This window comes from Alkalilimnicola ehrlichii MLHE-1 (genome assembly GCF_000014785.1).
Taxonomy (GTDB): domain Bacteria; phylum Pseudomonadota; class Gammaproteobacteria; order Nitrococcales; family Halorhodospiraceae; genus Alkalilimnicola; species Alkalilimnicola ehrlichii.
On the sequence record NC_008340.1, the window covers coordinates 1,461,093 to 1,480,562 of the forward strand.

Sequence of the window (19,470 nt, forward strand, 5' to 3'; positions counted from 1 at the left end):
TGCCCCCATGGTCTATTGATAGAGTTGATCATTACGGGCGGACCGTGGTGTCCGGCGGCCGGGCAGGCCGGCCCCCCGCGGCCCGCCAGGAGCAACACACCATGAGCGACGAGTCCATCACAGTCGATGCCGGCTCCGCGGCCCTGCTGGTCGTGGACATGCAGCCTGACTTCATGCCGGGGGGGCCGTTGGCTGCTCCGGAGGGGGACACGCTGGTGGAACCCATCGGTCGGTTGATGGCCTCGGGGCTGTTTCGGCACATCATCGCCACCCAGGACTGGCACCCGGCCGATCATGTCTCCTTCGCCAGCCAGCAGCCCGGTCGGTCGCCCTTCGACACCATTGAGCTCTACGGCCAGCCCCAGGTCCTCTGGCCCGACCACTGTGTGCAGGATACTCCCGGCGCAGCCCTTCACCCCGATATGCCGTGGCGGCACGCCACGCTTGTTCTGCGGAAGGCCACGGACCCGGCCGTGGACTCTTACAGCGCCTTTCGGAGCAATCATGGGCCCGACGGCCGCCGGCCACCCACCGGGCTCGCGGGCTATCTGCGCGATCACGGGGTCAGCGAGGTGTTCCTCTGCGGCCTGGCCCGGGACTACTGCGTCAAGTGGAGCGCCGAGGACGGGGCCGCCGAGGGTTTCGCCTGTCACTTTCTCTGGGACCTCACGCGGCCGGTGGATCCCGCCGCGGATGACGCGGTGCGCCGGGATCTCATCGGCGCCGGGGTGCGGTTAGTCGAATCCAGTCAACTCAAGGGGGCCTGAGCGCCCGTAAGGCGTCCACCATGCCCGAACTGATCTATTTCGCCTACGGCTCCAATCTGCACCCGCTCCGGCTGCGCCGCCGGGTCCCCTCCAGCCGGCCGCTGGGGACCGCGGTGTTGCCCGACCACGCCTTGCGTTTCGACAAAAAGAGCGTCACCGACGGCTCGGGCAAGTGCCGGATCGCCGCGCGGCCCGGTGGGCGGGTCCACGGTGTGCTTTTCTCCCTGCGCGCGGACGAACGGCCCTACCTGGATGCGGCGGAGAGCCTGGGTGTCGGCTATTTCCTGGAGGATATCGAGGTGCACGCCGAGGGGGGCGAGGCGGTCCGGGCCTTCACCTACGTGGCCAATCCGGAACGGCTGGACCCCACGGTTCAGCCCTATTGCTGGTACCGGGACATCGTCGCTGCCGGCGCGCGCTTCCACGCCTTTCCCGCGGACTATATCGAGGCGATCGCCAAGCAGCCGGTCTGGGAGGATCCGGATAGCGACCGGCGCCTGCGCCAGCACGCGCTGGTCCGCGCCTGCATGGACTGGCGCTCCGCCCCAGCCTGAAGTCACCGGCCCAGTGGCCGTGCCGGTGTGACCCGTCTCAGGACACGCCCGGTTGGTGGGCGAGGACCTCGTGGATCAGCTCGTCGAGAAGGGCCTCGTCATCGTCCGCCACCGGGCGGGCGAGCAGCGGCCCGGCCGGTAAGGGTGCGGGGGCGGGGGCCTCGCTGTCAGCAAGCACCACCAGCCCGGCGTCCAGAAAAAGGGGTAACAGCGCCTCCGGGCCGAGGCCGCCGGGCAGCGACCGGGGCAGGCGGTACGTATGCAGGCCCTGGGCGAAGAGCGCGCCGTCCAGGCGCTCGAGCAGGGCCGAGCGCCGGGCCGGGTCGTCCCCGTGCAGCCAGACGGTCAGCGCGGTCTGACCCTTCTGGGCGGCCCGTCCCTCGTGGTCCGGAGCCACCGGGGCGCCGATGTCGCGCTGCAGGTCGGTGATCATGCCGGCGGCGACGGTGCCGTGGTGGGTCCGGTCCACCAACACGAAGGCGCCGGCGTCCGTGCAGTCGGCGTAGGGTTCGCAGGGCAGCGGTGCGCCGAGACTGATTTCCACGCCGGCAATGCCATTCAGTGGCACCCCCTCGGGGGCCCCACGCTGTTCCAGGTCGGTGATATCCAGCGTGTGCAGCAGCCGGGTCACAGTGGCTGGGACCGAGCGACTGGCCAGTTTCAGCCAGAATTGCCGCCCGCGGTGGAGGGGCTGCTCATCCATCCAGATCAAGTTCGCCCGAAGCTGGCGGGCGCAGCGCAGGCCGGTGTGCTCCTCGGCCACCAGCCAGTCGCCCCGGGAGACGTCCACCTCGTCGGCCAGGGTGACGGTCACCGCCTGGCCGGCGTGGGCCTCGGCTTGCGGCCCGGAGAAGCCTTCCACGCTGCGAATGCGGGTCCGCTGCCCTCCCGGCAGCACGCGCACAGGCTGATCCGCGCGCAGGGTGCCGGTGGCCAGCGTCCCGGCATAGCCGCGGAACCCGGCATGGGGCCGGTTGACGTACTGCACAGGCAGGCGGACAGGGCCCGACGGGCGCTGGTCGACGGCCGGCTGCACCCCTTCCAGCCATTGCAACAGGGTGGGCCCGGTGTACCAGGGCGCCGTCGGTCCGGCCCGCCGGACCACGTTGTCCCCGTGCAGGGCGGCGACCGGGATGCAGGCCACCTGCTCCAGCCCCAGGCGCGTGGCCAGTACCCGGTAATCGCGTTCGATGGTGCGGAAGGTGGCCTCGTCCCACGCCACCCGGTCCATCTTGTTCACCGCCAGGACCACCGAGCGGATGCCGAGCAGGGCGCAGATGGCGCTGTGGCGACGGGTCTGGGGCAGCAGCCCCTTGGCCGCGTCCACCAGCAGGATGGCGACATCGGCGGTGGAGGCCCCGGTGGCCATATTGCGGGTGTACTGCTCATGGCCGGGGGTATCGGCGATGATGAACTTGCGCCTTTCGGTGGCGAAGTAGCGGTAGGCCACGTCGATGGTGATCCCCTGCTCGCGCTCGGCCTCCAGCCCGTCCACCAGCAGCGCCAGATCGGGGCTGTCGCCGGTGGTGCCGTAGCGGGCACTGGCGCGTTCCACCGCGGCGAGCTGATCATCGGGAATGGCGCCGGCATCATAGAGCAGCCGGCCGATGAGCGTGCTCTTGCCGTCGTCCACGCTGCCGCAGGTGAGCAGACGCAACAGATCGCGGGCCTCCAGCGCCTCCAGGCGCCGCTCCAGATCGGTGTTGGTGGTCATGGTATTCCGGTGTGCTTGCGATGAATGGGGGGTGGCGATCAGAAGTAGCCTTCCCGCTTCTTGCGCTCCATGGAGCCGGACTGGTCGTGGTCGATGGCGCGACCCTGGCGCTCGCTGCTGGAGGAGTCGAGCATCTCGGCGATGATCTCCGGCACCGAGCGGGCCTCTGAGCGGATGGCGCCGGTGAGCGGATAGCAGCCCAGCGTGCGGAAGCGGACCCGCTCCAGGCGCGGGATCTCGCCCGGGGCCAGCGGTAGGCGGTCATCGTCCACCATGATCAGAAGCCCGTCCCGTTCCACCACCGGCCGCTCCGCCGCGAAATAGAGCGGCACCACCGGGATGCCCTCGCGATGGATGTAGAGCCAGATGTCCAGTTCCGTCCAGTTGGAGAGCGGGAAGACGCGGATACTCTCCCCCTTGTGGATGCGCCCGTTGTAGACGTTCCACAGCTCCGGGCGCTGGGCCTTCGGATCCCAGCGGTGGTGCCGGTCGCGAAAGGAGTAGACACGCTCCTTGGCGCGGCTGGCCTCCTCGTCCCGGCGGGCGCCGCCGAAGGCGGCATCGAAGCCATAGCGGTCAAGGGCCTGTTTCAGCGCCTGGGTCTTCATGACGTCGGTGTGCACCGCGGAGCCGTGGCTGAAGGGGCCGATGCCGCGTGCCACCCCCTCCTGGTTGATGTGGACCCGCAACGCCATTCCGCTTTCCGCCGCCATGCGGTCTCGGAACGCGATCATCTCGCGGAACTTCCAGGTCGTATCCACGTGCAGCAGGGGGAAGGGCGGGGTGCCGGGATGGAACGCCTTGCGGGCGAGGTGCAGCATCACCGAGGAGTCCTTGCCCACCGAGTAAAGCATCACCGGGTTATCGAACTCGGCAGCCACCTCCCGGAGGATATGGATGCTCTCCGCCTCGAGCCGATCCAGGTGGCTGGCGGCGGGCAACGCATTGGGTTGCGGACCCTGAAGGGCCGTTGCGGCACTGCTCATGCGGTTCCTCCCGCTTTTCTCAAAGGCCGGACGCCGGCCCCGGCATCCGTCGTTGCAGGCAAGTCACGAAAAACCGGGGCCCCGGCGTTCACCCCGGGCCGAAACCAGTTCAGTTCACTCTGGAGCCGCACCGTCTCACCGATGATGAGCAGCGCCGGTGACTGTACCGCGGCGGCAGCCACCTGGCGGGGGAGCGTCTCCAGACTGCCGGTGATCACCCGCTGTGCCCGGGTGGTGCCCTGTTCCACCACTGCGGCCGGATGAGAGGAGGGCAGCCCATGCTGGCGAAGGCGGGCACACACGTCTGCCAGCGGCCCCAAGGCCATATAGAACACCAGGGTCTGACCGGGTCGGGCCAGGTCCGCCCAGTCGGTTTCGTCCGCATCGGTGGCCGGATGCCCGGTCAGGAAACGGCAACTGTGGGCGAGATCCCGATGGGTCAGGGGAATGCCCGCGTAGGCGGCGCAGCCCTGGGCCGCGGTGATGCCGGGGACCACCTGAAAAGGTACGCCCGCCGCTGCGAGCTCGGCGGCTTCCTCGCCGCCGCGGCCGAAGATGAAGGGATCGCCCCCCTTCAGTCGGAGGACCCGCTGGCCTGCCGAGGCCAGTTCCACCAGACGGGCGCAGATGGCGGACTGGCTGAGGCTGTGGTGGCCCGCCGACTTGCCCACCGGGATGCGTTCGGCGTCCGGGCTGACGAGGGCGAGGATCTCCGGTGCCACCAGTCGGTCATACAGCACCACGTCCACCGACTGCATGATCCGCGCGGCGCGCAGGGTCAGCAGGTCCGGGTCGCCGGGGCCGGCGCCCACCAGGAAGACTTCACCGGGACGGGGCAGGGCGGCTGTCATGGTCACTGCCTCCCCGCCGCCTGTTGTGCGTCTGCCGCGGGGTTGCGGTGCAGCCCGCACTCCCGCTGCGTCGGGTCCTCCCACCACCAGCGACCGGCACGGGGATCCTCGCCCACGGTCACGGCGCGGGTGCAGGGGGCGCAGCCGATGCTGGGGTACCCCTGGTCGTGGAGGCGGTTGTAGGGCACTTCATGATGGCGGATATAGGCCCAGACATCGGCCTCACTCCATTCCGCCAGCGGGTTGAACTTGGCCAGGCCATGGGCGGCATCGTGTTCCTCCACCGGCAGTCCGTGGCGGGTGACCGATTGGGCCCGCCGCTGCCCGGTGATCCAGGCCCGGCGGCCGGCCAGGGCGCGGTTCAGGGGCTCCACCTTGCGCACGTAGCAGCAGGCCTCCCGGGCGCTGCGGCTGTCGTAAAAGCCGTTGATGCCGTGGTTGTGAACCCAACGCTGGACCAAATCGGCCTCGGGATACCAGGCCTCAATGACCACGCCGTAACGCGCCCGTGCCTGCTGGTGCAAGTCGTGGGTCTCCGGGTTCAGCCGCCCGGTGTCCAGCGTAAAGGGAGTGATGCCAGGTGCCTCTCGGCAGACCAGGTCCAGCAGCACCATGTCCTCGGCACCGAAGCTCATAGCCAGCGCCGCCGGTGAATGCTGGCCTTCGATATGGCGGAGCAGGGTGGCGGCGGCCTCGGTCAGGGCCTGCAGGCGTTGCGGAGTGACATGCTCGCTTTTCATGGTGTCGGTCCCGTTTGTGGATGGGGGCACGCTAGCAAAGCGGCAACGGGTTAAGAAGTAATGTTTTTTGCTTTGCTTAATGCGAGAGGGAATGACTGACAGAGTTTTGAAAATCCATAAGCATAAGCAATTCCCGATTCATTCTTTCTGCCTCCGGGGCCACGACCACTAAGCTTGGGCCGTCAATACACGGCAGGGATTCTAGAGGCATGTATCAATACACCGACGAGGATTACGCCCTGGTGCGGGAGCGGGTGGACGAGTTCCGCGACCAGACCCGCCGTCATCTGGCGGGCGAGCTGAGTGAGGACGACTATCGGCCGCTGCGGTTGATGAACGGCCTCTATATCCAACGGCTCGGCCCCATGCTACGCATCGCCATCCCCTATGGCACCCTTTCGGTCCGACAGTTGCGGGCCCTGGCGGAGGTGGCGCGGCGCTACGACCGGGGTCTGGGCCACTTCACCACCCGCCAGAACCTGCAGCTGCACCACCTGAAGCTGGAGGACGTGCCGGAGGTGCTGGCCGACCTGGCCGGGGTGGAGATGCACGCCATCCAGACCAGTGGCAACTGCATCCGCAACGTCACCAGCGATCAGATGGCGGGTGTCGCCCCGGACGAGGTGGACGACCCCCGGCCGTGGTGCGAACTCATCCGCCAGTGGGCGAACCTGCACCCGGAGTTCAGTTACCTGCCCCGTAAGTTCAAGATTGCGGTCAGCGGCGCCCGTCACGACCGGGCCGCCGTACAGGTGCACGACATCGGCCTGCGGCTGGTTTCCGGGACGGGGCATGCCGCCCGCTTCGAGGTCTGGGTCGGCGGCGGGCTCGGCCGGACGCCGGTGATCGCCCAACGGCTGCGTACGGACCTGCCCGGCGAGCAGTTGCTGCCCTATTTGGAGGCCATCCTCAGGATCTATAACCGGCTGGGCCGGCGTGACAACAAGTACAAAGCGCGGATCAAGATCCTGGTACGGGAGTTGGGCCTGGCCCGGTTCCGGGATCTGGTCGAGACCGAGTACGCCACCATGGAAAAGGCGCCCCTGCGGATCTCCGAATCGCGCTATCGGGCCGTGGCGGGCCACTTCGACCGGCCGCCGGTATCGGCCCCGGCGGCCGACGAGCAGGGGCTTGAGGCCCAGGCGGCGGAAGAGCCGGCCTTCGGCCATTGGCTGCGCTGGAACACCGAGTTGCAGCGTCAGCCCGGGGTACGGGCGGTCACCGTCTGCCTGAAAGGGGGTGAACGCCAGCCGGGGGATATCACCAGCGACGAAATGGATGCCGTGGCCGATCTGGCGGAGCGGTTCGGGCAGGGCGAGATTCGCAGCACCCACCACCAGAACCTGGTGCTGCCGGATATCCCGGCCGGGGACTTGCGCGAGGTCTGGCGGACCCTGGCGGCGCGTGGACTGGCCCATCCGGTGGTAGGCACGGTGTCGGATGTCATCTGCTGCCCGGGTTGGAAGTACTGCAACCTGGCCAACGCCGAATCCATCCCGGTGGCCCTGGCGGTGCAGGCGGAGCTGGATGAACTGGACTATCTCCACGATCTGGGTGAGGTGCGGCTGAATATCTCCGGCTGCATGAACGCCTGCGGCCACCACCATGTGGGCCATATCGGTATTCTGGGCGTGGAGAAGCGGGGCAAGCCCTGGTATCAGATCCAGCTCGGCGGATCATCGGCCGGTGAGGTCAGTCTGGGCAAGGTGCTCGGCCCCGCCGTGCCCCAGGAACAGGTGGCGCCGGTGGTGGGGTCGCTGATGGCGCGCTATGTCGCCCTGCGCGAGGGCGATGAACGTTTCCTCGATACCGTGCGCCGGGTCGGCCTGGCGCCCTTCAAGGAGGTGCTCCATGCTGCTGCGTGACGACGGCGAGCCCGTGACCGATGACTTTGTCCGGCCGCGGTCCGGGGTGCCCGCCGATCCCCTGCCCCCCGGGGACTGGCTGCTCCGGCGTGAGGACTGGGAGGCGGCCGGCCGTCCCTGGCCGGAGACCGGCCGCCTGGGGCTGGAGCTGGAGGGCCAAGACAGCCCCGAGGGCTTGGAAGACGTGCTGTCCGAGCTGGCCCTGATCGTGGTTCGCTTCCCGGTGGCCACCGACGGGCGGGGCTTTAGCCTGCTTCCGTGGTTGCGGCGTTTGGGCTACTCCGGCCCGGTGCGTGCGGCCGGCGATCTGCGGGTTGATCAGCTCAGCGCCCTGCGTCGCACGGGCTTTAATAGCTTCGAGCTGGCGGCGGGCGTGGACCTGGCGGTGGCTCGCGACTGTCTGCGGCGTTTCGGACGGCACGGGGTGCCGGCATGAGGCGGCTGCAACGCCGCCCGCGGACCCCCGCCGGGCTAGCGCCCAGGGATTGCGGTTGCAGTCCGGGCCGCGGAGCGGCGGAGGGTTGAAAGGGGTAAATAACAAAGAGCAATAAACAATTAACATTATCTTTCTTTTGGTTATTCGCTGGATTTCCTAGTATTGCGCTAAGCAACGGCGCCCCGGGGCGCCTGCCACCTGCAAGCTGTCTCCACTCGCCCAAACACAATCAATGGAAGCGAACATGCGCGGAGTGCAAAGACCTGGTGAACGGACGGCCCATTGGGCATTGATGACCACCCTCGCCGCCCTGTTGGGGATGGCCCTGGCGGGCGTCCCGGCCTGGGGGGCGGATGACGATGCAGTGCAGCTACGGCACAAGGAGTTGCTGGCCAGTACCTGCTTTGCCTGTCATGGCGTCGAGGGGCGTCGTGGTGAGGAGGTGCCGGCACTGGCCGGAGAATCGTTCCGGGTCCTGCGGGCGCAGTTGCTCGCCTTCCGGGAGGATGAGGTGCCGGACACCACCGTGATGAACCGGATCGCGAAGGGCTACTCGGACGAGGAGATCGAGGCGCTGGCCCGCTACTTCTCCAATCTGGAGCGTTGATTCATGGTCCGGTACAGCAACGACAGGCAAGACAGAAAGGAGCTATCCATGGAGCAGCCTCGCATCAACCGGCGACAGGCGCTGGGCCTGCTGGGCGCCGCGGGCGCCGTTACCGCCATGACCGGCCTGGGTGTGCCGATGGCCGCGCGGGCCGGCGGCGCGGGTCACGTGGTTGTGGTGGGTGGTGGTTTCGGTGGGGCCACTGCGGCCAAGTTCCTGAAACGCTTCAATCCGGCGGTGGAGGTCACCCTGGTGGAGGCCTCTGAGCACTTTTATACCTGCCCGTTCAGCAACTGGTACCTGGGCGGAATCAAGGAGATGGCCTACATCCGCCACGGCTACGACGAGTTGCGGGAGCACTACGGCGTGCATGTGGTGCACGCCACGGCCGAGGATGTGGACGGTGATCGCCACGAGGTGCGGTTGAGCACGGGCGAGCGGCTCCGCTACGACAAGCTGGTGCTCTCGCCCGGCATCGACTTCGATTGGGACGGGCTGGCCGGCTACGACGAGGCCGCGGCAGAGAAGGCCCCGCACGCCTGGAAGGCCGGCGAGCAAAGCCGGCTGCTGCGCCGTCAGTTGGAGGCCATGGAGGATGGTGGGCTGTTCATCCTGCGCGCCCCGGAGAACCCCTTCCGGTGTCCGCCCGGCCCGTATGAGCGGGTGAGTCTGATCGCCCACTACTTCAAGCAGCACAAGCCGCGGTCCAAGATCCTGTTGCTCGATGCCAAGGACAACTTCTCCAAGCAGCCGCTGTTTTTGGACGGCTGGGCGGAGTTTTACGGTGACATGATCGAGTGGGTGGGCGCCTCGCAGGACGGCCGGGTGGTGGCCGTGGACGCCGACCGTCGGGAGGTGGAGACGGAGTTCGGAACCCGCCACAGGGCCGACGTGTTGAACGTGGTGCCGCCGCAGAAGGCCGGTTTCATCGCCCGCCGGGCCGGGGTGACGGACGCCAGCGGCTGGGTACCGGTCAAGCCACAGACCTTTGAGTCGACCCAGATCGAGGACATCTACGTGGTGGGTGACGCCACCATCGCGGCACCGATGCCAAAATCGGGCTTTTGTGCCAACGCCCAGGCCAAGGTGGTGGCCTCGGCCATCGTCTCCGAGTTTGCCGGGCACGCGCCGCCCCCGGCAGTCTGGAACAACACCTGCTACAGTCTCATCGCGCCAGGTTACGGTATCTCCGTGGCCGGGGTGTACAAGGTCATCGACGGCCATATTGCCGAGGTGCCCGGGTCCGGAGGCGTCAGCCCCCGGGAGGCCGATGAGGCGTTCCGCGCCAGGGAGGCGGAGTACGCCGTTAACTGGTACGAGGCCATCAGCGAAGACACCTGGGGCACCCGCTTCCGCGGTTGACCTCCCGGGTGCGGCGCTGGGTGACAGCCCCGGGTGCGGGAAGGCGCACCCGGGGCGCGTTACGTGTGGGAGGAGCATTTCTTGGAGGCAGTGGAGCACACGACCCTGGTCAATCTGGGCGGTCTGGTGATTGGGTTGGTTTTTGGCATCGTCGGCCGGCGGAGTGGTTTCTGCCTGACCCGGGGTCTGCAGCGCTGTTTTCAGGCCGGTGACGGTGGCAAGCTGCGCACCTTCGCGCTGGCCGTGGTCACGGCACTGGTGGGGTCGCAGCTTCTGGCCAGCCTGGGGGTGATCGATCTCGGCCGGACTCACTACCTGGCCCCGGAGTTCTCCTGGCTGCTGGTTCCGCTGGGGGGCGTGTTGTTCGGTTACGGGATGGTCATGGCCAACGGCTGTGGGGCCCGTGCCGCCGTGTTGCTGGGGGGTGGTAATCTGCGCTCTTTCGTGGTGCTGACCTGCCTCGGGGTGGCGGCGTTCATGGCACTTACCGGGGTGTTTGCCGGCTGGCGCCTGGCGCTGGCCGAGGCCACGGGGCTGCGCCTGGCCCTGGGTGCGGGGCTGCACGGCTGGCTGGCCAGCGCGGGGCTGCCGGAGCTGTTGGCGCGCTGGCTGATGGTGCTGGTGCTGGCGATTCCGCTGCTGGTCTATGTGTTCAGCGATCAGGGGTATCGCCACCGCCGCCAGGAGTGGGCGGCGGGCATCCTTGTGGGGCTTCTGGTGCCCGCTGGCTGGTGGGTCACCGGTTCCCTGGGCGCCGACGACTTCGACCCGGTACCGGTGGTCTCACTGACCTTCGTGGCGCCGATTGGCGACGGTATCCAATACCTCATGTTGGCGAGCGGTACCGATCTGAGCTTTGGTGTCACCGTGGTGGCGGGGGTATTGCTGGGTTCGCTGGCCACCGCGCTGGTGACCGGGAGCTTCCAACTGGAGGGCTTTCCCAGCCCCCAGCGCATGCTCCGGGCTATGGGCGGAGGGGCGCTGATGGGGATTGGCGGCGCCCTGGCCCTGGGCTGTTCCATTGGCCAGGGGATCACCGGCCTCTCCACCCTGGCGTTGCCCTCCCTGCTGGCAGCCAGCGGCATCGTGGTGGGGGCGCTGGTGGGCCTGCGCGGGCCGGCGCGCTTGCCGGCGTTGTGAATAAGTTTATGCCGGCCGGGTCTGGAACCCGGTGCCGCGGGACGAATCCAACCCCTTGGGTAACCTGTTGAACGATTGAGCACTTTATGGCGAAGACATTCCTCACCGAGCTTTCCCTCAGCCGCCGGCGCCTGCTGCGCCATGGCGCTACCGGGCTGCTGGCGGGCGCCTCCCTGTGGGTGATCCCCGCTGCCGTGTGGGCTCGTCAGAGCTGGGAGCGCCTGGAGGCGGCCCGCGCCGTCGTCGGGGAACGCACCCCGCGCACCGACGGCATTGCCCTGGAGTTGCCCGCGGTCTCCGAGGACGGCAGCTCGGTACGCCTGCACGTCAGTGTGGACAGCGCCATGTCCGGGGAGGACCGCGTGGAGGCGATCCACCTTTACGCGCTTCGCAACCCGTCACCACCGATCGCCACCTTCCGCTTCTCGCCGCGGGCCGGCAAGGCGGCGGTCACCACCCGGATCCGGCTCAATGAGTCGCAGACGGTGCTGGCCCTGGCGGAGATGAGCGACGGCAGCGTCCGGATGGCGGAGCAGCAGGCCCGGGTGACCGTCAGCGGCTGTCTGCTGCGGGACGATACCTACGGTAATGGCGACCACCAAGGCGGGTTGCCGGAACCGCGCGTGCGCATGCCCCGACAACTGAGTGTGGGGGAGCCGGGCGAGGTGATCACCCTCATCAACCACCCGATGGAGACCGGTCTGCGCGAGGATGAGCAGGGCGAGCCCATCCCGGAGCGAATCATCCACCGCTTCCAGGCGGAACTGGACGGGGAGCCGGTGGTGGAGGCGGAGCTGATGCGGTCACTGGCGGCCAACCCCTATATCCGCTTCTACTTCCAGGCAGAGACGGCGGGTGAGTTGCGCCTGCGCTGGGAGGAGGATACCGGTGCCAGCGCCGAGAGCCGTCAGCCGGTCTCGCCAGGCTGATACGGCCTTGGCCGCCCGGCGAAAACACGCCCCCCGGAACGGTGGTCCCGGGGGGCGTGTTGCGTTGCGGTGATCCCACGGCCCAGGGTGCCGTGGGACCAGGGCGCCGTGGGATTAGGGACTACGTCGCGTTCGGTTCGGTTTCCGTTTCCGACTCCGCGGCCGAACCCTGCGCCGGTTGCTCCGGGGCAACCATATCCCGGTAGGCATGCCAGCTGGCGTGGCCAAGCAGCGGCAGCACGATGGCCAGCCCGATATAGAACGTGACGATGCCGGCGATCGTGAAGGCCGCCAGTAGCGCCGCCCACAGCAGCATGGCGTCCAGATTCCGGTAAACGGCCTGCAGGCTGGCGGTAATCGCATCCATAAAGGTGCTCTGGCGGTCCACCAGTAGCGGGATGCTGACCACGCTCAGGGAGAAGGCCAGGAAGGCGAGGACCCCGCCGATGGCGCCGCCCAGGGCCAGGAAGGAGACGCCCTGAATGGTCAACGTCGCTTCCACCAGCCCGGTGAGCCCGGTGGGGATGTTGCCGAAGAACACCGCAAACAGCAGCGTCGCCAGCCGGACCCAGAAGAGGAAGAAGATCATCAGGGTCAGGCCCATCAATGAGATCTGCACCGGGTTGGACTTCCAGGCGGCGGCTGCCGCGGCCAGAGTGGGCGGTTCGCCACGTTCCAGGCGCCGGCTGATGTCGTAGAACCCTACCGCCAGGAGTGGGCCGACAAACATGAACCCCGCCGCCAGTGGCAGCAGCCAGTGCTGTAGCCCCGCGGCGAACAGGGCCAGCGTGATGGCGAAACTCAGCAGGGTGATGGCCAGCCCGTAGGCGAAGCTGGTGAATGGTGCCTGGGCGAAGTCGCGGGTGCCGGCGGCGAGCCAGCGCCAGGGATGCTCCAGGGTGACATCCCGGATCTCGATGTTGGATGATGCTTCAGGACTGCTGGTCTGTCCCACGGTATCGGTCGTAGCCATTAATTGACTCCTCCTGCCTTTGCGGCCTTTGGCCGGGTTGACGATCCCTGTTGGCCGGGACCTCCTATGGCAACTATGGCAGGCGGGATGGGGCTGTCAATCGGCTAGAATATGTCGAAAGTCTCTATAACGCGTTCATTTACCACGGATATAGTCCCGGTCATCGAAGCTGCGCACCCACTCTGGCTTGAATACCGTCAGCATGGTCATGGTGGTGCCGTTGACGAACCCCTCGGGCAGCATGACCAGGGGCATGAGGATAAGATAATCCCCCACGATTCGCTCCCAGGGGTATACCCCAAAGAGACCGAGCAGCAGGCCGCCGGCGGTCATGGTGGCGGCGATCACGATCATGGCGGCGAAGTGGGCCGAGACCAGCACATAGACGAAGAAGTGGCGTGGCAGCCAGGTGGCCACCAGCCGGTGCAGCCGGCTGGCCAGCAGGACCGGCAGCACCACGCCGATCAGGCCGTTGATGCCCAGCGTCGCCCAGTCGTAGAAGCCCATCGTGGTGTGCACCAGCAGGGCAATGGAGGCGCCGACCAGGGCGAGCCGCCAGCCAAAGATCAGGGTCATGGCTGTGATCCCCAGCAGGTGGAGTTCCAGCCCGGGATGGATGCCGGCCTGCATGCGCCAGAGCAGGGCCATGATGACACTGGCGCCGAAGAACACGTGCTGCAGGCGGTTGGCCTGCAGCAGTTTCCAGGGTGAGCGCAGGACCGCCCACAGGAGCAGGCTGAGATAGAGCGGCAGGGTGGCCCAAGCCACCCACGCCGGGAGCAGGCCCTCTGGGATGTTCATGGGTGCCGCGACTCTCCTCTCTTACACCGGTAGGGGTTCAGCGGTCGGCCGCCCGGGCCAACGCCTGGAAGGGGTTGCCGGCGGATTCCGCCACCGCCCGCGTCGCCAGGGCGGGCCAGAAGCTGAAGAGGGGCAACCCGGCCAGTGCCAGGCGGAAATCGACCAGGGCCAGCGCGGCCAGGACCAGCAGCGGGCCGACGAACAATACGTCCAGCCAACCCCCGTCGTACAATGCGCGGCGGGCGCGACGCAGGGCGTGACCCGGTCGGGCACGTATCAACAACATGAGCATGGGCAGCCAGAGCCAGGCCCCCAGCACCAGTTGCAGCCCGCCGTAAAGCAGCAGGCCGGTCAACAGTTCCACGCCGGGCACGCTGGTATAGGGATCGAGCGCCCGGTCGGCGGCATAGCCGGCGACACCGGAGACGACTGCGGGCAGCCAAAGCCAAGCCGCGACCGTGGCGAGGACGGCCAGCAGGGCGAAGACGGCACTTTGCAGGGCGCTGCCCAGCAGTCCTCGCCCCAGGGCGGCGCGATGATGCACGGCGGGAAGCCCCAGGGCGCGGGCGCAGAGCCAGCTGGCCAGCGCCATCGCCAGGGTGACGGCAGTGCCCAGCCACCAGGCGGTGATCACCAACTGCGGCCACGCGCCGAGCGGTGCGCTGAGGGTGTAGGCCAGGGCGCCGGAGTGGGCGGCGAGCAGGCCCAACAGCAGGGGCAGCACGACACGCGCCAGGACGCCGCTCAACAGCAGCTCTATAGTGGCCCGGAGCAGGGCTCCGGGTGTGGAACGGATCAATGGATCACTCAAAGGTGGCCACCTGGGTCGGGGATCGCTCGGCTGCTTAGGCTAAGCGCCTCCCTTGGCACCTGGCAAGCGGGCCTGGTGTCGCAGGTCGGAACCGGCTAACGTCTCCGGGCCCGGAGCGGGGACGGACAGGGATTAGGGTATGAACTGGATCTTCCTGGGGATCGTTCTGGTGGCCTTTGCCACGGCCGCCTGGCGGGAACTGCGCTTCGATGGGGGGGCGGGGGAGGAGAGCCCGATGCAGGTGCTCTCCAGCGGCGTGATTGAGTCCGCCGGCGGGGCGGTGGAGTTGGCCTTGGGCCTGGTCGGCGTCATGACCTTGTTCCTGGGGCTGATGAAGGTCGCCGAAGCCGGGGGGCTGCTGACCATTATCGCGCGCCTGATCCGGCCCCTGATGACCCGGCTGTTTCCGGACGTGCCGCCGGACCACCCCGCCATGGGCGCGATGATCCTCAACATGTCGGCCAATGCGTTGGGCCTGGGGAATGCGGCCACCCCCTTCGGTATCCGGGCCATGCAGGAGCTGGACAAGCTGAATCCGCACCCCGGGACGGCGACAAACTCGATGGCGTTGTTCCTGGCCATCAACACCTCCTCCATCACCCTCTTGCCCACCGGCGTGATTGCGTTGCGGGCCGCCGCCGGGTCGGAGGACCCCGCCGGGATTCTGCCAACGACGCTCGTCGCCACCATCTGTGCCACCATTGCCGCGGTCACGGCCGCCATGCTGTTCCGACGCTTCTTCCCCGCCGGGCCGCCGGACCCGGCGGCACGCACCATGGAACGGCCCTGGGTGAAGGAGGCGGAGCAGCAGGACGCTCTGCCCGAGTACGCCGGACAGGGCTACCCCCTGTGGGTGTCGCTGGTGGCCCTGAGTGGCCTGGTGGCATTGATTCCACTCACGGTGGTCTACGGGCGGTTGCTATCGCCCTGGATCGTGCCCGGCCTGATGGTGGGCTTCCTGCTCTTCGGGGCCCTGCGTGGGGTGCGCATATACGAGGTCTTTGTGGAGGGCGCGAAGGACGGCTTTCAGGTGGCGCTGCGGATTATCCCCTACCTGGTGGCGATCCTGGTCGCGGTGGGGATGTTCCGTGCCAGTGGGGCCATGGAGGCCATGGTCGGGGCCATCGGCGGTTTCACCACGCGCTTCGGCCTCCCCGCGGAGGCCCTGCCCATGGCGCTGCTGCGGCCGCTGTCCGGCTCCGGGGCCTACGGGGTGATGGCCTCGATCATCAACGACCCGGCCATTGGGCCCGACAGCTATGTGGGGTACCTGGTCACCACCCTCCAGGGCTCCACCGAGACCACCTTCTATGTATTGGCCGTCTATTTCGGCGCGGTGCAGGTACGGCGCATCCGCCACACCCTGGCGGCAGCACTGACCGCCGATGTGGTGGCCGTGATCGCGGCGGTGGCGGTCTGCAGCTACCTCTTCCTCTGATCCCCAGCGGGGCCGGCGGGCCGCTCGCCGGTCTCGCGCAGGGCCTCGCTGATTAGTCGGCGGGCCCGCCCCCAGGCGCGCTCTTCGATGGCCTGTTCCAGGCTGGCCATCAGGTGGTGGAGGGCCTGCAGCCGTTTCACGCGGGTCTGGCCGGCATGGCGGGCCGTGCGCTCCAGCGCCTTGACCGTCGCCTGGCCCTCCCTGAGCAGACGCGGCAGCGGGAATCCGCTGTGCCACGGGGCCTGTCGCAACGCCTGCTGCAACTGCCGGGCGTGGCGCAGAAGGGGGGGCGCCTCGGTGAGGGGCAGGGCGTCGGCCTCACTGAGCAATTGCTCGATGATCCGTTGCTGGTCGAGCAACCGCCGGGCGTCGGCACACCAGCATTCCAGACGCCAGTAGCGGGTGCGGAAGCGGGCCTCGGTGGCCGGGTCCGCACCCAGGTGCAGCCATTCCCGGCGGGTGCGCGCCAGCGACTCGCGGAGCTGGCGGAGCCGCGCCTCTTCCGGCTCCGGGTGGTGGGTGAGCGCCCGCGCCTCCTCCTCCAGGGCGTTCAGCAGCCGCGCTTCCCGGTCGCCGGCCTGGGGTGCCCTGCGGGCCGCGCAATGGCCCTGGGCCCGGGCAAAGCGGTCCGCCAGCGCCGGGGGTGGCGTCGGGTCAAGTTGCCGCCATTGGTTCTCCAGGCGCTGGCGACGGGCCGGCAGGTCATCGCGCCAAGGCGCGCTTGCCAGCGCCTCCATGGCCTCGCACAGCCCCACCGCCTGGGTCTGGACCGCCTGCTGCTCGGCCTGCTCGTCGCGGAGGGCCTGCAGGCGGCGCCGGGCCAGACGGGCCACGCCGCGGTCGTCGCTCTGGGCAGCAATCGCCTCCAGGGTCTCCAGGTGGTCGACGCACTCAACGGCAAACTTGCGTTGCCGTCGGACCGGGTCGTGCAGCGCGGCCTGGAGACAGGCCGCGGGGGTGCGCAGGCGGTCCAGTGCCGCCCGTCGCACGGCCTCGAGCCGGGCCGACTGTGCCAGGTGGGCGAGGACGGTGGTGTCGGGGCAATGGCGGACAGCCGCCACCCGCTCCTGCGGGGCGAGGCCCGGGTCGTCCGATTTCAGCAGCAGGCTCAAGCGTGCCACCGCCGCCATCCGGACGGGCGCCGGTGTGGCCGGCGCCAGGCAGGCCTGGAGGGTGTCGAGATCGGTCAGCCGCTTGACCGCGTCGGCCCGGGCGCCGGGTTCGGCATCGCTCCGGGCGATGGCGATCAGCCGGGCCTGGCCTGCGGAATCGTGGGGGGCCGACCGGGCCGATGGCTCCGGCGCCTTGTCGGTTGCCTTGCCGGAGGTGGGCAGCAGCCGCTTGATCAGATCGGTGGGGCTCATCGGCGGATCGTGGACTCGCGGGTTGGTGGTGATCTGGGGCCAGTGTAACCCGTGTGCGGGATCCGCTTCACTGGCATTCTGGCGGATGCATTCAGCGGGCCGGGCCGCTACAATGATTCATTGATTGTGAATATAAAGACGGGGGTTCCAATGGAAGACACGCAGCCTGCCGGGCGTAGCCTGGAGCATATGCCGATTCCCTTGTTCGCGACGGTCATGGGGACCGCCGGGCTGACCCTGGCCTGGCGGGCGGCCGAGCAGGCTTGGGGCTGGTCCGCTGCGATCAGTACCACCCTGACCGCTGTCGTGGTCTTGCTCTTTCTTTTTCTTTCCGCGGCTTACAGCCTGAAATTCATCCGCTACCGAGAGGCGGTGAAGGCGGAGTTCCACCACCCCGTGAAGATGAACTTCTTTCCCGCCATCTCGATCAGCCTGGTGCTGGTGGCCATGTTGCTGCAGCCCCATGTGACCTGGCTGGCGGGGCTGCTCTGGCTGGGGGGGGCGGCCCTGCATATCACCTTTACCCTGGTGGTGATGGGGATCTGGATCGGCCAGCGGCCCTTTCAGATTGCCCACATCAATCCGGCCTGGTTCATACCGGTGGTGGGCAACGTGCTGATGCCGCTGGCGGGGGTGCCGTTGGGCTTCGTGGAGCTCTCCTGGTTCTTCTTCAGTGTCGGGGTGGTCTTCTGGCTGGTGTTGATGACCCTGATGTTCTACCGGTTCATCTTTCACGACCCGCTGCCGGAACGGCTCCTGCCGACCCTGGCGATCCTGCTGGCGCCGCCCGCTGTGGGCTTTCTGGCCTGGACCCACCTGAACGGCGGAGAGATCAACGCCATGGGTCGGATCCTGTACTACACCGGGGCATTCATCTTTCTGCTCCTGGTGCTTCGGGCCCGGGGCTTTGGCAGACTGCCCTTCTTCCTGTCCTGGTGGGCCTACTCCTTCCCGGTGGCCGCCTTCGCCATTGCCACCGTGACCATGGCCGGCATGGTGCCCTCCACCTTCTTGGCCATTGCCGGCGCGCTGCTGGTGCTGCTGACCACGGTGTTGGTGATCGCGCTGGTGGTGATGACGTTGAAGGCGGCGCGAGCCGGTAAGATCTGCGTGCCGGAGTAGGCCGGCGCGCACCAGGGCATCGCCCGGGGGGTGTTACAGCGGGACCGGGCCGCGGTCGTGGGGGATGCTGTAGTCCACCGCGGGCCCTGCCGGGATGATCCGGGTGGGGTTGATCATGGGGTGGCTGGTAAAGTAGTGCCGTTTGATATGGTCCAGGTTGACAGTCTCTGCCACCCGTTCCACCTGGTAGAGCTGCCGGGTATAGGCCCAGAGGTTGGGGTAGTCGACCAACCGGCGGACATTGCACTTGAAATGCCCCACGTACACCGGATCGAAGCGGACCAGGGTGGTGAACAGGCGCCAGTCCGCCTCGGTCACCCGATCGCCCGCCAGGTAGGGCTGGCGGGACAGCCGCTCCTCCAGTTCGTCCAGCGCCGCGAAGAGGGCGCCGACGGCCTCCTCGTAGGCGTCCTGGCGGGTGGCGAAGCCGGCCTTGTAGACGCCGTTATTGATCCGGTCGTAGACGAAGGCATTGACCCGGTCGATCTGTTCGCGCAACGCGGCGGGATAGAAGTCGCGGTCGGCGCGCCCAAAGGCATCAAAGGCGCTGTTGAGCATGCGGACGATCTCAGCCGACTCGTTGTTGACGATGGTGCCGGCCACTTTGTCCCACAGGGTCGGCACCGTGACCCGGCCGGTATAGTCGGGCCGGGCCTTCAGATAGACCTGGTGCAGGTAGCGACAACCGTTGACCCGGTCTTCACTGGCCCCCGGGTAGTTGGAGAAGTGCCAGCCCCCCTCACCCATGTAGGGGTCCACCACGGAGACGTCGATGACGTCCTCCAGCCCCTTGAGGTGACGCAGGATCAGCGTCCGGTGGGCCCAGGGGCAGGCCAGCGAGACGTGGAGGTGGTAACGGCCCGGTTCGGCCGGAAAGCCGGAGCGGCCGTCAGCGGTGACCCAGTCGCGAAACCGGGTCTCCGGCCGCTCGAAGCGGCCACCGGTGCGTTCGGTGTCGTACCAGTCTTCCTGCCAGACGCCGTCGACCAACAGGCCCATGCCGATACCTC

The 19,470-nt window shown here is 68.0% G+C and carries 19 protein-coding genes; 10 read left to right on the forward strand and 9 right to left on the reverse strand.

Annotation, left to right across the window (positions count from 1 at the left end; genetic code table 11):
* The first annotated feature begins 101 nt into the window (after positions 1-101).
* Positions 102-767, forward strand: a complete 666-nt coding sequence (gene pncA / locus MLG_RS06415; RefSeq protein WP_011629002.1) for a bifunctional nicotinamidase/pyrazinamidase — start codon at positions 102-104, stop codon at positions 765-767.
* A gap of 20 nt (positions 768-787) precedes the next feature.
* A complete protein-coding gene (locus tag MLG_RS06420; protein WP_011629003.1) occupies positions 788-1,321 on the forward strand; it encodes a gamma-glutamylcyclotransferase family protein in 534 nt (177 codons plus the stop codon).
* A 37-nt stretch (positions 1,322-1,358) separates the two neighbouring features.
* On the opposite strand, the gene MLG_RS06425 is transcribed toward MLG_RS06420, so the two are convergent.
* Genes MLG_RS06425 through MLG_RS06440 form a run of 4 tightly spaced genes read right to left on the reverse strand, consistent with a single transcriptional unit; the run spans position 1,359 to position 5,612 of the window.
* The gene (locus MLG_RS06425) at positions 1,359-3,035 is read right to left on the reverse strand and encodes a GTP-binding protein (RefSeq protein WP_011629004.1); all 1,677 of its coding nucleotides are present in this window, start codon (positions 3,033-3,035) and stop codon (positions 1,359-1,361) included.
* A gap of 38 nt (positions 3,036-3,073) precedes the next feature.
* Positions 3,074-4,021, reverse strand: a complete 948-nt coding sequence (cysD, locus tag MLG_RS06430) for a sulfate adenylyltransferase subunit CysD (protein WP_011629005.1) — start codon at positions 4,019-4,021, stop codon at positions 3,074-3,076.
* Entirely contained in the window at positions 4,018-4,872 is an 855-nt protein-coding gene (gene cobA, locus MLG_RS06435; RefSeq protein WP_011629006.1) for a uroporphyrinogen-III C-methyltransferase, read from the reverse strand. The genes cysD and cobA overlap by 4 nt, the downstream gene beginning before the upstream one ends.
* 2 nt (positions 4,873-4,874) lie before the next feature.
* Complete coding sequence (locus MLG_RS06440) at positions 4,875-5,612, reverse strand: phosphoadenylyl-sulfate reductase (RefSeq protein WP_011629007.1); 738 nt, start codon at positions 5,610-5,612, stop codon at positions 4,875-4,877.
* A 209-nt stretch (positions 5,613-5,821) separates the two neighbouring features.
* On the opposite strand from MLG_RS06440, the gene MLG_RS06445 reads away from it, so the two are divergent.
* The 6 genes from MLG_RS06445 to soxZ all read left to right on the forward strand — a co-directional run bounded on the left by MLG_RS06445 (position 5,822) and on the right by soxZ (position 11,951).
* Positions 5,822-7,477, forward strand: coding sequence for a nitrite/sulfite reductase (locus MLG_RS06445; protein ID WP_011629008.1), 1,656 nt, complete (start codon positions 5,822-5,824; stop codon positions 7,475-7,477).
* Positions 7,464-7,913, forward strand: a complete 450-nt coding sequence (locus tag MLG_RS06450) for a DUF934 domain-containing protein (RefSeq protein ID WP_011629009.1) — start codon at positions 7,464-7,466, stop codon at positions 7,911-7,913. Before MLG_RS06445 ends, MLG_RS06450 begins: the two co-directional genes overlap by 14 nt.
* Before the next feature lie 244 nt (positions 7,914-8,157).
* The gene (locus tag MLG_RS06455; RefSeq protein WP_198003254.1) at positions 8,158-8,520 is read left to right on the forward strand and encodes a c-type cytochrome; all 363 of its coding nucleotides are present in this window, start codon (positions 8,158-8,160) and stop codon (positions 8,518-8,520) included.
* Positions 8,521-8,568: 48 nt separating this feature from the next.
* Positions 8,569-9,882, forward strand: a complete 1,314-nt coding sequence (locus MLG_RS06460; RefSeq protein ID WP_011629011.1) for an NAD(P)/FAD-dependent oxidoreductase — start codon at positions 8,569-8,571, stop codon at positions 9,880-9,882.
* 90 nt (positions 9,883-9,972) lie between these two features.
* Positions 9,973-11,022 carry a YeeE/YedE family protein gene (locus tag MLG_RS06465; RefSeq protein WP_041718381.1) on the forward strand — a complete coding sequence of 350 codons (1,050 nt, stop codon included), beginning with the start codon at positions 9,973-9,975 and terminating at the stop codon, positions 11,020-11,022.
* A gap of 86 nt (positions 11,023-11,108) precedes the next feature.
* Positions 11,109-11,951, forward strand: a complete 843-nt coding sequence (gene soxZ, locus MLG_RS06470; protein WP_011629013.1) for a thiosulfate oxidation carrier complex protein SoxZ — start codon at positions 11,109-11,111, stop codon at positions 11,949-11,951.
* 121 nt (positions 11,952-12,072) lie between these two features.
* On the opposite strand, the gene MLG_RS06475 is transcribed toward soxZ, so the two are convergent.
* The 3 genes from MLG_RS06475 to MLG_RS06485 all read right to left on the reverse strand — a co-directional run bounded on the left by MLG_RS06475 (position 12,073) and on the right by MLG_RS06485 (position 14,536).
* Positions 12,073-12,924: a DUF2189 domain-containing protein gene (locus MLG_RS06475; RefSeq protein WP_011629014.1), complete on the reverse strand. Its 852-nt coding sequence runs from the start codon at positions 12,922-12,924 to the stop codon at positions 12,073-12,075.
* Positions 12,925-13,059: 135 nt separating this feature from the next.
* A complete protein-coding gene (locus MLG_RS06480) occupies positions 13,060-13,725 on the reverse strand; it encodes an energy-coupling factor ABC transporter permease (protein WP_011629015.1) in 666 nt (221 codons plus the stop codon).
* 37 nt (positions 13,726-13,762) lie between these two features.
* Entirely contained in the window at positions 13,763-14,536 is a 774-nt protein-coding gene (locus tag MLG_RS06485; protein WP_011629016.1) for a hypothetical protein, read from the reverse strand.
* 139 nt (positions 14,537-14,675) lie between these two features.
* On the opposite strand from MLG_RS06485, the gene MLG_RS06490 reads away from it, so the two are divergent.
* Positions 14,676-15,974 carry a nucleoside recognition domain-containing protein gene (locus MLG_RS06490; protein WP_011629017.1) on the forward strand — a complete coding sequence of 433 codons (1,299 nt, stop codon included), beginning with the start codon at positions 14,676-14,678 and terminating at the stop codon, positions 15,972-15,974.
* On the opposite strand, the gene MLG_RS06495 is transcribed toward MLG_RS06490, so the two are convergent.
* On the reverse strand, positions 15,959-17,338 hold the full coding sequence (locus MLG_RS06495; RefSeq protein ID WP_011629018.1) for a hypothetical protein: 1,380 nt from the start codon (positions 17,336-17,338) through the stop codon (positions 15,959-15,961). The genes MLG_RS06490 and MLG_RS06495 overlap by 16 nt on opposite strands.
* A 150-nt stretch (positions 17,339-17,488) precedes the next feature.
* Here MLG_RS06495 and MLG_RS06500 point away from each other — a divergent pair, with 150 nt between their 5' ends.
* A complete protein-coding gene (locus MLG_RS06500) occupies positions 17,489-18,460 on the forward strand; it encodes an SLAC1 anion channel family protein (protein WP_011629019.1) in 972 nt (323 codons plus the stop codon).
* A 33-nt stretch (positions 18,461-18,493) separates the two neighbouring features.
* Here MLG_RS06500 and MLG_RS06505 read toward each other — a convergent pair whose 3' ends face one another.
* Positions 18,494-19,459 (reverse strand): glutathione S-transferase family protein, encoded by a 966-nt coding sequence (locus tag MLG_RS06505; protein ID WP_011629020.1) that lies wholly within the window; start codon positions 19,457-19,459, stop codon positions 18,494-18,496.
* Positions 19,460-19,470 lie beyond the last annotated feature (11 nt).

What these genes read in the sequence shown, in the direction of transcription:
- pncA (WP_011629002.1), top strand. Translation starts at nt 102, where the DNA reads ATGAGCGACGAGTCCATCACAGTCGATGCCGGCTCCGCGGCCCTGCTG.
- MLG_RS06420 (WP_011629003.1), top strand. Translation starts at nt 788, where the DNA reads ATGCCCGAACTGATCTATTTCGCCTACGGCTCCAATCTGCACCCGCTC.
- MLG_RS06425 (WP_011629004.1), bottom strand. Translation starts at nt 3,035, where the DNA reads ATGACCACCAACACCGATCTGGAGCGGCGCCTGGAGGCGCTGGAGGCC.
- cysD (WP_011629005.1), bottom strand. Translation starts at nt 4,021, where the DNA reads ATGAGCAGTGCCGCAACGGCCCTTCAGGGTCCGCAACCCAATGCGTTG.
- cobA (WP_011629006.1), bottom strand. Translation starts at nt 4,872, where the DNA reads ATGACAGCCGCCCTGCCCCGTCCCGGTGAAGTCTTCCTGGTGGGCGCC.
- MLG_RS06440 (WP_011629007.1), bottom strand. Translation starts at nt 5,612, where the DNA reads ATGAAAAGCGAGCATGTCACTCCGCAACGCCTGCAGGCCCTGACCGAG.
- MLG_RS06445 (WP_011629008.1), top strand. Translation starts at nt 5,822, where the DNA reads ATGTATCAATACACCGACGAGGATTACGCCCTGGTGCGGGAGCGGGTG.
- MLG_RS06450 (WP_011629009.1), top strand. Translation starts at nt 7,464, where the DNA reads ATGCTGCTGCGTGACGACGGCGAGCCCGTGACCGATGACTTTGTCCGG.
- MLG_RS06455 (WP_198003254.1), top strand. Translation starts at nt 8,158, where the DNA reads ATGCGCGGAGTGCAAAGACCTGGTGAACGGACGGCCCATTGGGCATTG.
- MLG_RS06460 (WP_011629011.1), top strand. Translation starts at nt 8,569, where the DNA reads ATGGAGCAGCCTCGCATCAACCGGCGACAGGCGCTGGGCCTGCTGGGC.
- soxZ (WP_011629013.1), top strand. Translation starts at nt 11,109, where the DNA reads ATGGCGAAGACATTCCTCACCGAGCTTTCCCTCAGCCGCCGGCGCCTG.
- MLG_RS06475 (WP_011629014.1), bottom strand. Translation starts at nt 12,924, where the DNA reads ATGGCTACGACCGATACCGTGGGACAGACCAGCAGTCCTGAAGCATCA.
- MLG_RS06480 (WP_011629015.1), bottom strand. Translation starts at nt 13,725, where the DNA reads ATGAACATCCCAGAGGGCCTGCTCCCGGCGTGGGTGGCTTGGGCCACC.
- MLG_RS06490 (WP_011629017.1), top strand. Translation starts at nt 14,676, where the DNA reads ATGAACTGGATCTTCCTGGGGATCGTTCTGGTGGCCTTTGCCACGGCC.
- MLG_RS06495 (WP_011629018.1), bottom strand. Translation starts at nt 17,338, where the DNA reads ATGAGCCCCACCGATCTGATCAAGCGGCTGCTGCCCACCTCCGGCAAG.
- MLG_RS06500 (WP_011629019.1), top strand. Translation starts at nt 17,489, where the DNA reads ATGGAAGACACGCAGCCTGCCGGGCGTAGCCTGGAGCATATGCCGATT.
- MLG_RS06505 (WP_011629020.1), bottom strand. Translation starts at nt 19,459, where the DNA reads ATGGGCCTGTTGGTCGACGGCGTCTGGCAGGAAGACTGGTACGACACC.